Source organism: Halomonas sp. DP8Y7-1, from assembly GCF_019801685.1.
Taxonomy (GTDB): domain Bacteria; phylum Pseudomonadota; class Gammaproteobacteria; order Pseudomonadales; family Halomonadaceae; genus Halomonas; species Halomonas litopenaei_A.
This window is the reverse complement of record NZ_JAHVIN010000005.1, coordinates 217,125-231,138: the sequence shown is the minus strand read 5'-3', so window position 1 is coordinate 231,138 and position 14,014 is coordinate 217,125. Positions and strand designations below refer to the sequence as shown.

The 14,014-nt window shown below is 63.2% G+C and carries 9 protein-coding genes and 2 tRNA genes; 3 read left to right on the top strand and 8 right to left on the bottom strand.

Annotation, left to right across the window (positions count from 1 at the left end; translation table 11 throughout):
* The first annotated feature begins 83 nt into the window (after nucleotides 1-83).
* Nucleotides 84-1,595, top strand: a complete 1,512-nt coding sequence (locus KUV41_RS06450; RefSeq protein WP_224851853.1) for a M48 family metalloprotease — start codon at nucleotides 84-86, stop codon at nucleotides 1,593-1,595.
* An 83-nt stretch (nucleotides 1,596-1,678) separates the two neighbouring features.
* On the opposite strand, the gene nadA is transcribed toward KUV41_RS06450, so the two are convergent.
* The 7 genes from nadA to KUV41_RS06415 form a co-directional block, all read right to left on the bottom strand.
* A complete protein-coding gene (gene nadA / locus KUV41_RS06445; protein ID WP_222161648.1) occupies nucleotides 1,679-2,707 on the bottom strand; it encodes a quinolinate synthase NadA in 1,029 nt (342 codons plus the stop codon).
* Nucleotides 2,708-3,077: 370 nt separating this feature from the next.
* A tRNA-Lys gene (locus tag KUV41_RS06440) sits at nucleotides 3,078-3,153 on the bottom strand.
* Nucleotides 3,154-3,193: 40 nt separating this feature from the next.
* Nucleotides 3,194-3,269, bottom strand: a tRNA-Lys gene (locus tag KUV41_RS06435).
* Nucleotides 3,270-3,419: 150 nt separating this feature from the next.
* Complete coding sequence (gene rluB, locus KUV41_RS06430) at nucleotides 3,420-4,280, bottom strand: 23S rRNA pseudouridine(2605) synthase RluB (protein WP_222161647.1); 861 nt, start codon at nucleotides 4,278-4,280, stop codon at nucleotides 3,420-3,422.
* On the bottom strand, nucleotides 4,277-5,191 hold the full coding sequence (gene scpB, locus KUV41_RS06425) for an SMC-Scp complex subunit ScpB (RefSeq protein ID WP_222485049.1): 915 nt from the start codon (nucleotides 5,189-5,191) through the stop codon (nucleotides 4,277-4,279). The genes rluB and scpB overlap by 4 nt, the downstream gene beginning before the upstream one ends.
* Nucleotides 5,188-6,180 carry a segregation and condensation protein A gene (locus KUV41_RS06420; RefSeq protein ID WP_224851873.1) on the bottom strand — a complete coding sequence of 331 codons (993 nt, stop codon included), beginning with the start codon at nucleotides 6,178-6,180 and terminating at the stop codon, nucleotides 5,188-5,190. The genes scpB and KUV41_RS06420 overlap by 4 nt, the downstream gene beginning before the upstream one ends.
* Nucleotides 6,181-6,528: 348 nt before the next feature.
* Entirely contained in the window at nucleotides 6,529-8,355 is a 1,827-nt protein-coding gene (locus tag KUV41_RS06415) for a DEAD/DEAH box helicase (RefSeq protein WP_222485047.1), read from the bottom strand.
* 346 nt (nucleotides 8,356-8,701) lie between these two features.
* On the opposite strand from KUV41_RS06415, the gene KUV41_RS06410 reads away from it, so the two are divergent.
* The gene (locus tag KUV41_RS06410) at nucleotides 8,702-9,823 is read left to right on the top strand and encodes an efflux RND transporter periplasmic adaptor subunit (protein ID WP_222485045.1); all 1,122 of its coding nucleotides are present in this window, start codon (nucleotides 8,702-8,704) and stop codon (nucleotides 9,821-9,823) included.
* 2 nt (nucleotides 9,824-9,825) lie between these two features.
* Entirely contained in the window at nucleotides 9,826-12,897 is a 3,072-nt protein-coding gene (locus KUV41_RS06405) for an efflux RND transporter permease subunit (protein WP_222485043.1), read from the top strand.
* A 201-nt stretch (nucleotides 12,898-13,098) separates the two neighbouring features.
* Here KUV41_RS06405 and KUV41_RS06400 read toward each other — a convergent pair whose 3' ends face one another.
* Nucleotides 13,099-13,902: a crotonase/enoyl-CoA hydratase family protein gene (locus KUV41_RS06400; RefSeq protein WP_222161641.1), complete on the bottom strand. Its 804-nt coding sequence runs from the start codon at nucleotides 13,900-13,902 to the stop codon at nucleotides 13,099-13,101.
* Nucleotides 13,903-14,014: the final 112 nt, after the last annotated feature.

The window sequence follows — 14,014 nt, the reverse complement described above, 5'->3', positions numbered from 1 at the left end:
TGAGGCACTTTGATTTAAAGGCACTTTTCCGGCCGAATCAATGTCCCAAGGCAACCCCTTCATCGCTATCGACGAGGATCACGATGCTCAAGCGATCGCTGTTCGCCGCCACCGTTCGCCCCCTGCCCAGCGCGGGGTTGATCCTCGTTATGGCCCTGACCCAGACCGCGCCCCTCGCCCAGGCACAGTACCTGGACCAGGGCATTCGACTGAATGAGCCCAGAGAGCTCGACCTGCCCTCGCTGATGTCCACCGGCAGCAACGCCATCAGCGGTGAGGAAACCCGCCTAGGCCGAGCCTGGCTACGCCAGTTTCGCGCCCACGTACCGGAATGGCGGGACCCGCTGGCCCAGCACTACGTGGAAACCCTGGTAGGCCGTCTGGTGCCTTACAGCGATCTGGGCGGGATCAATATCGCGGTTACCCTGGTCGACAACAAGACCCTCAATGCCTTTGCCGTTCCCGGAGGTGTGGTCGGGGTCAACAGCGGCCTGTTCGGCTTCGCCACCCATGAAGCTGAGGTCGCCTCGGTTCTGGCCCACGAGCTGGGGCACCTGTCCCAGCGACACTACGCGCGCAGCAAGGCTCGCGCGGAACAAACCCAGGTTCCCGCCATGGCCACCATGCTGGCAGGTTTGATCCTGGCCGCCAGTGGCGCCGGCGACGCTGGCATCGCTGCACTGGCAGGCAGCCAGGCGGCGATGATCCAGGACCAGCTGCGTTACTCCCGTCGCTATGAGGAAGAGGCCGATCGCATCGGGCTGCAGGCGATGGCCAACGCCGGCTACGACCCCCAGGCGATGGTGGATATGTTCCGCTCCATGCAGCGCATGATGAGCCTGCAAGGCGGCACTCCTCCCGAATTCCTGTTGACCCACCCGATTACCGAGTCACGCATCAGCGATACCCAGTCAAGGGTCAACCAGACGCGCGTCAGCGGCTCCGCACCGGACGACCTGCAGTACCAGCTCATCCGGGCCAGGGCGCTGCTGGCGATCCACGAGCGCGCCCCAGGACAAGCCCTGACGGTACTACGTCAAGACCAGGCACCCGCCGACGCACAACGCTACCTGCAAGCCTTGATCGACGCCCGCTCGGGTCAGGCCGATACGGCTCTCTCGGCGCTGGACAGCCTCTCCAGGGCTCACCCGGACACTGCGCTGCTTCCGGCCAGCGCCGTCCAGGTCGCACTGGAAGGCGGCCGCGTGGATGATGCCATCGCACGCGCTCAACGCCAGCTGCGACTGATGCCGGGATACCCCCCCACCAGCCAACTGCTGGGCGAAGCGCTGCTTCAGCGTGACCCCGATGCGGCCTATCGCGAGCTGTTCGATCTGGCTCAACGGCGCCCTGAAGACCCCACCGTCTTCGGGCTGTTGGCCGAAGCCGCAGGCCGCAGCGGTCGCGAAGCGTGGGGGCACCTGGCGCGTGCCGAACAGCTGCAGCTGACCGGCGAGATCGATCGCGCCATTCGTCAGCTGGAGGTGGCCGAAGCGGTGGCGGATCGTCAGGGCGACCTTAACGCCAGAGCCAGCATTCAGCGACGCCGCGACGCTTTCCTCGACTACCGCCGCACGATGGAAAAATTCCGCTAGCGACAACGACAACGCCCACGAGATCCCTCTTCATCTAGGGCCTCGTGGGCGTTTCTTGCGGCAAGCGTTCTCCAGCGACGATCTCAGGCCTGGAACTCGAGCATCCGCGTCAGCGGCTTGAGCGCCTGAACCCGCAATGCATCACTGACCTGAATCTCACCCGAGCCATGCCTCAGTGCTTCTGCCAGATTGTCGAGGGCGTTCATCGCCATCCAGGGACAATGCGCGCAGCTGCGACAGGTGGCGCCATTACCGGCAGTAGGCGCTTCAAACAGTGTCTTCTCGGGCACAGCCTGCTGCATCTTGAAGAAGATGCCGCGGTCGGTGGCCACGATCAGCTTGTCGTTGGGCAATTCCTTGGCGGCCTTGATCAGCTGCGACGTGGAGCCGGCCACATCGGCCAGGCTGACCACCGCTTCCGGTGACTCCGGGTGAACCAGTACGGCGGCATCGGGATAGACCGACTTCAGATCCTCGACGCCCTTGGCCTTGAACTCTTCGTGGACGATACAGGCGCCATCCCAGAGCAGCATGTCGGCACCCGTGTGCTTCTGGATGTAGCCGCCCAGGTGCTTGTCCGGCGCCCACAGGATCTTCTCGCCCTTGGCCTTGAGGTGCTCGATCACGTCGACCGCGATGGATGAGGTGACGACCCAGTCGGCACGGGCCTTCACCGCCGCCGACGTGTTGGCGTAAACCACCACGGTGCGATCTGGATGCGCGTCGCAGAAAGCGGCGAACTCGTCCGCGGGGCAGCCCACATCCAGCGAGCAGGTCGCCTCCAGCGTTGGCATCAGCACACGCTTTTCCGGTGACAGGATCTTGGCCGTTTCGCCCATGAAGCGCACGCCGGCCACTACCAGGGTGTCTGCCTCGTGGCGGGCGCCAAAGCGCGCCATCTCAAGCGAGTCTGCCACGCAGCCGCCGGTCTCCTCGGCAAGCTGCTGGATCGCATCATCGGTGTAGTAGTGTGCGACCAGCACGGCATTATTGGCCTTCAGCAGTCGCTTGATCTCATCGACGCGAGCGGCGTCTTCCGAGGGAATACGGGTGGGGCAGTAGGGACGCGCGAGATGCTCTCGGATCTCGGCGCGGGAAGTCATGATTGTCATCGTGTCTACCACTGTGACCGGCAGGGAATCCCCCTGCAGATGGGACAGTGCCACCAGCCATCCGCTGCATGGCACGCCAGGAGGACCTCCGTCAGAGCGGCCAGCCCTTCAGGCCGGCGGCACCCTCCATGTGGGGTCCTCACCCTCGCCCATGCGTCTATCGCTACGGCGAGCTGCTACACAGTTTAACCCAGCAACCACAGGATGCCGAGTTCCGCTGCGTCAAGCTGACCAAGGAATGACGCCAGCACACCGGTGTGTCTCGGTCTGGCGGGCCTGACGGCAACGGGCCGTGGCCCTATGCCAGCGTGCAGCGTCATGAATACCCAACAAAAACGGCCCCCGCTCCGAAGAGCGAGGGCCGCGAAACTGGTGGGTCGTGTAGGATTCGAACCTACGACCAATTGGTTAAAAGCCAACTGCTCTACCAACTGAGCTAACGACCCAATCATGGAGGCAATCAGCCTGACCATGCACAGGTTCGGTTGGTGGGTCGTGTAGGATTCGAACCTACGACCAATTGGTTAAAAGCCAACTGCTCTACCAACTGAGCTAACGACCCTTCCGAACGGGTGCAGATATTACGGATATGCCCCTTTAGACGCAAGCCTTTTTTTCATTACCTGTGTTTTCTTGTCCCTCGGGGCATATCCGTGGGGCACCTCAACGCTGCACCCGGCCCAGGTCCGGGCTCGCCTTCGCGCTACCAACATCAGCCCTTGCGGGCAGGCTTGCCACCACGCTTCATGGTCTGTACCGGACGGCGCTTGTGCTTGTCACGGCTCCAACGGTTCTTTTCATCAGGGGTCAGCTCAGGCACCTTGCGCGACTCAAGTCCCGCCACGCTGGCAAGATCGTCCACCTCGTCCTGGGACAGCTCCACCCACTCTCCGGCCTTGGCGCGCTTGTCGAGGAAGATGTTGCCGTAGCGCACACGCTTGAGGCGACTCACGGTGAGGCCTTGCGACTCCCACAAGCGTCTGACCTCACGGTTACGCCCTTCCATGATCACCACATGGAACCAGGTATTGATGCCCTCACCGCCGAACTCCTGCACGTCGGTGAAGCGTGCCGGGCCATCTTCCAGCATCACGCCGTCGACCATGGCCACGACATGCTCGCGCTTGACCTCCCCCATAACGCGAACCGCGTATTCGCGTTCGACCTCGGTGGAAGGGTGCATCAAGCGGTTGGCCAGCTCGCCGTCAGTGGTGAACAGCAGCAAGCCGCTGGTGTTGATGTCGAGTCGCCCGATGGCAATCCAGCGCTCTCCCTTGAGACGCGGCAACCGGTCGAACACGGTACGACGCCCCTCCGGATCCTTGCGCGTGCACAGCTCGCCCTCCGGCTTGTTGTACATGATCACCCGACGCGGCACCTCATCGGCCGCGCGCAAGGTAATCGGCCGATCATCAAAGCTGACTCTATCGCGGGCCTCGACCCGATCACCCAGAGTCGCCACCGAGCCATTGACCTTGACCCGTCCATCGGAGATCGCGGTCTCCATCTCGCGGCGGGATCCCAGGCCGGCACGGGCCAGCACCTTTTGCAGTTTTTCGCTGGTGGTCGTCATTCATCGTTCTCGCTTTCTGTGGGTTCCACCCCCGAGGCAGTGTCATCGTCGACGCGGCCCCGGGCGCGTTCGGACAGCCTGGCTTCAAGATCGGCGAAGCTCAGCCCTGCCCGCTCGGACGCCTTCCCGGCGTGCTGCTCGTCGGCCATCCCGGCCGTCGTGTCGGCGCCCTCAATGGGCGCCTCAGTTTGATCGCCTGCCCCACCCTCAGCCGTCCCAGAGTTCTGGTGCGGGACGTCTGCCTCATCCAATCCTTGGCCTTCCTGAAGGTTATCCTGAAGGTCCTCCTGGAGATCATCCTCCACAGGCTCGTCGGCCTGGGACAGCAGCGCGGGAGGTGGCGGAGGCGGCTCATCCTCGGTATCAAATTCCTCGAACTGCTTTAGTTCATGCATCGGCGGCAGTTCATCCAGCGTCTTGAGGCCGAAGTCATCAAGGAAGCTGCGGGTGGTGGCGTAGACCGCCGGACGGCCCGGTACATCCCGGTGTCCCACCACACGAATCCAGCCACGATCCAGCAACGTCCGCATGATCGAACCGCTTACGGTCACGCCGCGCACCTCTTCAATATCGCCGCGGGTGACCGGCTGACGGTAGGCAATCAGCGCCAGCGTTTCCAGCAGGGCGCGGGAATATCGCTGAGGCCGCTCGTCCCACAGCCTCGCCACCCAGTTCGCCAGGCGCGGACGAATCCGCAGCTGGTATCCCGAGGCGGTCTCGATCAGCTCCATGGCACCACTGACGTGGCGCTCGGTCAGACGCTCGAGCGCCTCCTTGAGACGTCGTCTGGTCGGACGTTCATGATCGTCAAACAGCTGCTCAAGCCGGTCCAGCGCCAGCGGCTGACCGGCAGCCAACAGCGCTGCCTCGACGATCTCGTCCAGCGCATCGGGCGTTTCCATCACGCTCATGCGGGCTTGTCTCCCTCGCTCAGCCCCTCTCCGGTGGAGGCTGGTGCAGACTCATCGTAGGCATCACCGTGCCCATCGTCCAAGCTATCCTGGCCGGATATGTCGCCGTCCAGCATCTCCTCTTCCAATCCCCCTTCCGCGAATGGCTCGACATCGAACGCGCTTTCGCCGTCATCGTCGAGCGCCTCGTAGGGGTCTTCTTCCTCGTCGCCGGCCAGTCTCGCTCGGACGTGGATCGGTGACATCGGCGCATTCTGCACAATCTCGATCATCGCTTCCTTGGCCAGCTCAAGGATCGCCATAAAAGTGACCACCACGCCGGCCCGACCTTCCTCCAGCGAGAACAATGCCTCGAAGGGCGTGTAGTGCTCATGGGTCAGGCGCTCCATGATGGCCAGCATGCGCTCGCGGGTGGACAGCACCTCGCTCTCGATCTGGTGCGCCTGGTTGAGTTCGGCGCGACGCAGGATGCCCGCCAGGGCACCCAGCAACTCGTCGAGTTCCACCTCGGGGTGGATGACCCGCGACTCCACCGGAGGCAGTACCGCTCGGGCCGGAAACCAGTCGCGACCTATCCGCGGAAGCTCGGCCAACGCTTCGGCCGCCAGCTTGAGCCGCTCGTATTCCTGCAGGCGCCGAATCAGCTCGGCACGAGGATCTTCGTCTTCATCGCCGTCTTCACTCTTCGGCGGCCGCGGCAGCAGGGTACGCGACTTGATCTCGGCCAGCATCGCCGCCATCAGCAGGTACTCGCCCGCCAGCTCGATCTCCATGGCCTTCATCAGCTCGACATACTCGATGTACTGATGGGTAATGGCAGCGACATTGATCGACAAGATGTCGAGATTCTGGCGGCGAATCAGATAAAGCAGCAGATCAAGCGGTCCCTCGAACGCCTCGAGAAACACCCGCAGCGCCTCGGGGGGAATGTAGAGATCTTCGGGTAATTCGGTGATCGGCTCATCAAACAGCCGGCCCAATGCCTGCACCTGGGTCGGTGCAGACGCCGTGTTCGTCGAGGAAGCGTCCTCCCCCCCGGCGTCGTTCTCGCTGGTTGTCGGCAAATCACTCACACACGTGAACCTGGTCGCGTTGGATCTGGCCCCGATGTGAGACCGACATGAAAGAACTACCGCTGCGTTACCGATCGCCCAGCTTATCAAGCTCTGCGCGTTCTGGCTAAGCCGAGACCGGTGCCCTGAAGCGTCTGCTCACTAGCCTCGAGCCACGACGACAGGGACGGTCGTTCCCTGGCTGCAGACGACAGCGCATGCTCCGCGCTGCCTGCGCTTTTGCACTCTTGCACTTTTGCACTCTTGCACTTTTGCACTACGGCACTACTGCGCGCTGTCGGCGGTGCGGTAGCGACCACGGTAGTCGAATAATTTCTCGCGAATCTGCCAGTGCCGCCCCACCTTGCGCCCCACCACAAAGTCCGGCGCTCTCAGCCGGTGCTGATCGTCGCAGACCTGCTGCGGCGTCGACGGCGCCAGTTCTACCCCAGGTGCACGGGCGTGATCACGCAAAAAGATCGCCGTAAAGGCCCTGCGCTGTGCCGGCGTTTCCAGCGCGAACCACTCCGACAGACTGGCGCCATCTTCGTCGTGATAGGTGACCTTGAGCCGAGGCAGGCCACGACCGTTGGTGGTCGCCTCAAGCTGCATGCCCGAGACTCGGAGCACTCTGGCATCCTTCAGCTTGAGCGCGTCGCGCAGCTTGTCATCGGCATCCACCAGCAACGCCTGACACCCATGGCAGCGTCGCCCCGCAATATCGTTCTCTGCGCCGCAGTCGCCGCAGGTCTTGAAGCGGAAGCGGAAATCGCACTGCCTTGCACCTGGCTCCGCCTGCGTCAACGCCTGCCCCTGGGCATCGACCAGCCCCTGACAGCGCCGACCGAAGTGCTCGATCACCAGTTCGCCATCACGCTTTCCCCAGAAAAGGTTGGCATGTCCGCACTGTGGGCAAGGCACCTGAACCGGCTCGCTATCGCTGTCTGGACGCGGGCTTCCCACCTCAGGCGCGTACAGGTCCCAAGGGTTACCGGCATAGTCCAGGATCAGGCAGTCTTGCTTGCCCGGTGACAGACGCAGGCCCCGGCCGACGATCTGCTGGTACAGACCGACCGACTCCGTAGGCCTCAGGATCGCAATCAGGTCCACATGGGGCGCATCAAACCCAGTGGTCAGCACCGACACATTGACCAGATACTTGAGGCGTTTGGCCTTGAACGCATCGATGATCCGGGTGCGCTCGTCCCCAGCGGTGGCTCCGGTGATCAAGGCGGCGTCCGCCGCGGGCAGATAGCCCAGAATTTCCTCAGCGTGGGCTACGCTGGCCGCGAACAGCATCACCCCCTGACGATCGGCAGCGCGCTCCATCACTTCACTGATGATGCCAGGCGTCGCACGGTGACCTGCCACGACACGATTCAGGTCCTCTTCGCGGTAGATACCGGTGCTGCCCGGCACCAGTCGGGAAAAATCGTAACGTGCCACCGCCGCATCAATCTTGACCGGCTTGGCCAGGTAGCCCTGGCGTACCATCAGCCTCAGCGGCTGTTCGAACACACAGTCGCGAAAGAAGCAGTCTTCATCCCCCCGCACCATGCCATGGTGATGACGATGATAGAGAAACCCCTGCCCCAGCCGATAAGGCGTCGCCGTCAGGCCCAGCACCTTGAGCGAAGCGTTGCGCTGACGCAGGTGATCAATGACCCGATGGTAGGAAGACGAGGCCTCCAGCGACACCCGGTGACACTCATCGATCACCAGCAAGGTAAAAGGCCCGTGGGCGTTCTGTTCATCAGTGACAGCATCCAGATGGCGCACCACCGACTGCACCGAGCCAAACACGACCTGCCGAGCGCTTTCCTTACGGCCAAGGCCCGCGCTGAAAATATCTGCCTCCAGGCCGTAGGCCAGATACTTGGCGTGATTCTGTTCCACCAGTTCCCGCACATGGGCAAGGACCAGCACACGGCCCTTGGCCAGCCGTGCCAATTCAGCAATCACCAGTGACTTGCCACTGCCCGTGGGCAGCACCACCACGGCGGGGTCATCGCTGCGACGAAAGTGACTGACCACGTGCGCCACGGCCTGCTGCTGATAGGGGCGCAGTGTCGGTGTGCTTATTTGGTCAAATTTCGCACCAGCTACCGCCATTCGCGCAACACTCCTCTGCCGAGTTCGGCATGTCTTGATCTAGCGCAGGATACTTAACCCGTTCGATTCGTAGCATGGAGCGCCTGCGCGTGCGTGCCGAAGGGATAAAGGCCGCTATCGAATGCGATGCTGCCACCGGCATCACGACATGAGCGTCGTCAGGGTCCCGATCAGGGCAACCAGCGACGCGAGCCACCGCAGGTCATCCCACCAGGAAGGCGGTGCACTCTACGCCATCTTGGTAACCCGTCACAACAGGCTGACAGCCGGGCTCTCCCCGCCCAGCTGCGTCATCCATGTCGGCACCTCCCGCCGACCACCTTGTCCCCTTACCAAGGACCCCTTCATGATCCTTCGCCACTTTCGCCAGCTGGCTACGTGTTTCGTCATCGCCGGGTTACCGCTTCTGCACGGCTGCAGCGAAGAAGCGCCTCCCCTGACCAAGCAGGTGACTCGCCCCGTCAAGTTGCTGACCCTGGACGAGATCGGAAACAGCTCGATGAGCGCCTACCCTGGTGTCGTCGAGGCATCAGAGCGTACCGACCTGTCCTTTCGGGTCGGCGGCGAACTCAAGGAGCTGAATGTTCAAGCAGGCCAGGTCGTCAGCAGCGGCGAGCGGGTGGCCCTGCTCGACGACCGTGATGCTCGCAACGCCCTGTCCAACGCCCAATCCAGCTATGACCTGGCCCAGGCGACCTACCACCGCATGCAGGTCTCGGTGGAAAAGGGCGCCATCAGCCGCGCCGCCTTTGACGAAGCTCGCGCGGCCTTTCTCTCGGCCCAGGCCCAGTTCGACCTGGCCAAGGATCAGCTCGACTACACCGAGCTGAAAGCTCCCTTCGATGGCGTCATCGCCAGTGTTCCCGTCGACAACTTCCAGGTCATCGCCCCCCAGCAGACCATCGCGGTACTACAGCAGCCGGGCAATATCGACGTGACCTTCGAGCTGCCGGAACAACAGGTGCGCCGCCTCAATCGGGAGCGCATTCGCGATATCCAGAGCCGTGACGCTTCCCTGGCCTGGGTGCGTCTGGGTGACGATCCACGCCGTTTCCCGGCGCGCTACAAGGAGCACGACTCCCGCGCGTCAAGCGGCACCCTGAGCTACGAGGTCAAGCTGACCCTGCCCACCCCCGATGACGTCAACGTTCTGGCGGGCATGAGTGCCGTGGTGGAGATCGACATCAACGCCCTGACCGGGGACAGCGAGGGCCTGTGGCGGGTGCCTCTCGGCACCGTCGTCACCCTTGAGGATGCCCCGGAAAACACCGTGGTGTGGCGCTACGTGGCCGACGACGAGACCGAAGGCCATGTCGAAGCAGTCGCGGTCGAGGTGCACACCACCAATGACGATGGCGTCTTCATTGCCGGTGATCTCCAGCCGGGAGATCAGCTGGTCACCGCAGGCGCCCACCTTATGCGTGACAAGCTGACGGTCACTCCCTGGGTCCAGGAAGCGGGGCTCTGACCATGATCGGCTATTTTCTACGCAACAAGACCATCAGCTGGATGATCACCCTGCTGCTATCGGTAGGCGGCGTGGTCTCCTTCCTTGGCCTTGGCCAGCTCGAATTCCCTGACTTCACCATCCGCATGGCGCTGGTCAGCACCGCCTACCCTGGCGCCACCCCACAGCAGGTCGAAGAAGAAGTCACCCTGCGGCTGGAAAAGGCCATTCAGGAGATCCCCAACCTCAAGCGGGTCAGCACGGTCAACAGTGCGGGCCTATCCCAGATCACGGTGGAGCTCGACACCGATGTCCAGGGTACCGCCCTGCCCCAATACTGGGACCTGCTCAGGCGCAAGATCGGCGATACCCAGGCCAGCCTGCCACCCGGCGCCGGCCAGTCGCTGGTGGTAGATGACTTCAGCGACGTCTACGGTCTGCTGCTCAACCTGTCCGGCGACGACTACAGCCTGTATGACCTGAAGAACCAGGCCGACTTCCTGCAGCGGGAGCTGCGCCTGGTCGATGGCGTCAAGAAGGTGGTCATTGCCGGCGACCGTCCCGAACAGGTCACCATCTCGCTCAACCGCGAGCGGATGCAGGCGCTGAACATCCCGCCAGATGCACTGATCGCCCTGCTTAACGCCCAGAATGCCGTGGCCGATGCCGGCAGCGTGCGTCGTGACGGCAAGATCATCTCACTGCAGCCTAGCGGCGAGTTCAAGAGCGTTCAGGCGCTGGAGGATCTGATCATCGGGCGCCCAGACGCCAACCCGGTACACCTGGGCGATATCGCCACCGTGACGCGTGGGCTGACGGACCAACCCGGGCAGCTCTATCACGCCGATGGAAAACCGGCGATCTCCATCGGCCTGTCCTTCGTTTCCGGTGTCAACGTGGTCAAGGTAGGCGAGGCCGTGGATGCGCGCCTGGCCGAGCTAGAATCCCGCCTGCCACTGGGCATGGAGCTGACGCCGGTCTACCACCAGCCCGAAGTGGTCAAGGAAGCGGTATCCGGCTTCGTCATCAACCTCATGGAATCGGTCGGCATCGTCATCGTCGTTCTACTGATCTTCATGGGCGTGCGTTCGGGCCTGCTGATGGGGCTGATCCTGACCATCACCATCCTCGGCACGCTGATGCTGATGGCCGCCCACGGCCTGCAATTGCAGAAGGTCTCCCTCGGCGCGCTGATCATCGCGCTGGGCATGCTGGTGGACAACGCCATCGTGGTGACCGAAGGCATGCTGATAGGCCTTGGCAAGGGCAAGAGCAAGCTCGCAGCGGCCAAGGAAGTGGCTGGCCAGAACTGGCTACCGCTGCTGGGTGCCACCGCCATCGCCATCACCGCCTTTGCTCCCATCGGTCTGTCGCCGGACGCCACTGGCGAACTGGTCGGTTCACTGTTCTGGGTGTTGTTCTACTCCCTGCTGCTCAGTTGGGTGACCGCCCTAACGCTGACGCCTTTCTTTTTCGACATGTTCTTCAAGGACGCACCGGCGGACGCGGAGCAGACAGACAGCGACCCCTACAAGGGACTGATCTTCGTTATCTTCGGCTGGCTGGTCGACAAGGGCATCCGCTTCCGCTGGCTCACCATCGCCACCTGCATCGGTTTGCTCGTCGGCGCCTTCGCACTGTCCTCCAATATCAAGAATGCCTTCTTCCCCGACTCCACCACTCCGCTGTTCTTTGTCGACGTGTGGATGCCGGAGGGCAGCGATATCCTCGAAAGCGAGCGGATCGCATCGCAGCTGGAGGCCCAGGTGGCCAAGATGGATGAAGTGGTCCACGTCACCAGCGTCATCGGCGGCGGCGCCCAGCGCTTTACCCTGACCTATTCGCCGGAGGACCGCTACGCCAGCTACAGCCAGCTGATCGTCGAGACCGACGACCTGAACAGCAGAGCCCAGCGCATGGCCGACATCATCACCCTGCTGCGCGACGAATACCCCCAGGTACAGTACAAGGTCCAGGCACTGCAGGTGGGGCCATCGGCCAAGGCAAGTCTGGAGGCGCGGATCTACGGTCCTGATCCTGACACCCTGCGTACCCTGGCTACCCAGGTCAGCGACGTGTTCCGTGCCGATCCTCTGGTCGACAGCATCCGATTGTCCTGGGGCAACCGGGTGGAAGAACTGACCCCGGACTTTCTTGAACAGCAGGCCCGCCGCGTGGGCGTCACCCGCCAAGCCCTGCATCAGGCGCTGTTGATTCACAATGACGGTCAGGTCGCCGGGGTCTACCGCGAGGGCTCTGACCTGATACCCATCGTCCTGCGTGACGAAGCCTCCCAGCGCTACGGACTCAATGACCTCTCTAGCCTGAATGTGTGGAGCGCCGAACAACAGAAGTACGTCAGCGCCGGGTCCGTCATGGGGCCGCTGCAGACACGTCTGCACGACCCATTGATCAAGCGCCGAGATCGTCAACGCATGTTGGCCGTGTACGCCGAACCGCTGCCGCTGTCCGGCGAGACGGCGGCCAATATCCTGGCCAGGCTGCAGCCGAAGATCGAGGCGATCCCATTGCCCGAGGGCTACCACCTTGGCTGGGGGGGCGAGGACGAAACCTCACGGGATGCCAAGGAAGCGCTGTTCAAGCTGCTGCCCCTCGGCATTCTCGGCATGTTCATCCTGACCATGCTGCTGTTTGGCAATCTGCGCCAGTCGCTGGCGATCTGGTCCATCGTGCCGTTGACCGTCATCGGCATCGTCGGCGGTCTGCTGGCATTCAACGCCCCCTTTACCTTCATGGCGCTGCTCGGCACCCTCAGCCTGGTGGGCATGGTGCTCAAGAACGCCATCGTGCTGGTAGAGGAAATCAAGATCCAGATGGGTGAGCACGATGCGCCCTTCGACGCGATCATGGCCGCCGCCATCAGCCGCGTACGTCCCGTCTCCATGGCCGCGATCACCACCATGTTGGGCATGATTCCGCTGTTCGGTGACGCCTTCTTCGCGTCCATGGCAGTGGTCATCGTGTTCGGCCTGGGGGCGGCGACACTGCTGACCCTGGTGATTCTGCCCGTGATCTACGCCACCCTGTTCGGCATCTACCCGAACACACCGGCCCGAACCGCCACTGCGGACTGACCACAAGGGTGAGTCCCCAGTGATAACGCGGGGGATAGCGTCAACGACAGGGCCCCGACGGTGCTGATGCACCGCCGGGGCCCTGTATCAATATCAGCAAGCGCTACGCCAAGGAGAGGCTATCTGGTCCGCGCCTCGTCACAGCCCTAGGCAAAGCGCGGCGGTCTGCCATCCAGGCGAGCACGGCGGCTTAGCTCGCGCTCAGTCAAAGCGCGGCGGTCTGCCATCCAGGCGAGCACGGGTTGCCTCGCGCTGTTCCTGCCCGGCCAGCAGATTGCGCTGGAGCTCGGCCTCCATCGCCAGACGCCCGCGCTGGTCGAGACCGGGGGCTTCACGCCACAACTTGCGCGCGGCGGCCACCGCCTTGGGCGAGCGTCGCGCCAGGTCGCCCGCCAGTTCAGCCGCAGCATCCCGCGGGTCCTCATCCAGGCGCGACGCCAGGCCCAGCACCATGGCTTCATCGCCGGCAAGATGGCGCCCGGTCAGCATCATGTCCTGAAGGATATCGTGGCGCAGCCAGGCGGCGGTCACGCTGACCCCCATGTCTGCCATCAGCCCCCACTCGATCTCCGGCAATGCCAGGATCGCCTCGGGATGAACAATCCGAATATCTGCCCCCAGCGCCATCTGCAGGCCTGCCCCATAGACATGGCCATGCAGCGCCGCCACCACCGGTGCGCCCAGCTCGCGCCAGCCCAGCGCCAGACGCTGAGCGGGGTTGATGCCGCGGGCATCCGGGCTCAACAGCCAGGCGATGCGCTCCGGGGACGCCACCACCGAGGCCACATCGAGACCAGAGCAGAAGCTTTCGCCCTCACCACTGAGCACCACCGCGCGAACCCCGACACGCTCGGCAAGCCACTGCTGGGCATCCAGCAGAGCGTCGATCATCGGGGGGTCCATCGCATTGTGACGATCTGGCCGCTCGAGATGAACCTTGGCCACGTGGTTGGCCAGGGTCACGCTCAGGCGATCATGGAAACGGCGCTGGGTGGGAGGCGACATGGAAGCTCCATCTGAAAAAGACCGATATCGGCAGCATCAAACTTGGCACCTGTTGCGTAGCAGCACAAGCTCAAGCATCAACCTTTCCTGCGAGTCATCATCGCCGGCAACG

Excerpts from the sequence above, each read along its gene's own strand:
- KUV41_RS06450 (WP_224851853.1), top strand. The coding sequence starts at position 84 with ATGCTCAAGCGATCGCTGTTCGCCGCCACCGTTCGCCCCCTGCCCAGC.
- nadA (WP_222161648.1), bottom strand. The coding sequence starts at position 2,707 with ATGACAATCATGACTTCCCGCGCCGAGATCCGAGAGCATCTCGCGCGT.
- rluB (WP_222161647.1), bottom strand. The coding sequence starts at position 4,280 with ATGACGACCACCAGCGAAAAACTGCAAAAGGTGCTGGCCCGTGCCGGC.
- scpB (WP_222485049.1), bottom strand. The coding sequence starts at position 5,191 with ATGAGCGTGATGGAAACGCCCGATGCGCTGGACGAGATCGTCGAGGCA.
- KUV41_RS06415 (WP_222485047.1), bottom strand. The coding sequence starts at position 8,355 with ATGGCGGTAGCTGGTGCGAAATTTGACCAAATAAGCACACCGACACTG.
- KUV41_RS06410 (WP_222485045.1), top strand. The coding sequence starts at position 8,702 with ATGATCCTTCGCCACTTTCGCCAGCTGGCTACGTGTTTCGTCATCGCC.
- KUV41_RS06405 (WP_222485043.1), top strand. The coding sequence starts at position 9,826 with ATGATCGGCTATTTTCTACGCAACAAGACCATCAGCTGGATGATCACC.
- KUV41_RS06400 (WP_222161641.1), bottom strand. The coding sequence starts at position 13,902 with ATGTCGCCTCCCACCCAGCGCCGTTTCCATGATCGCCTGAGCGTGACC.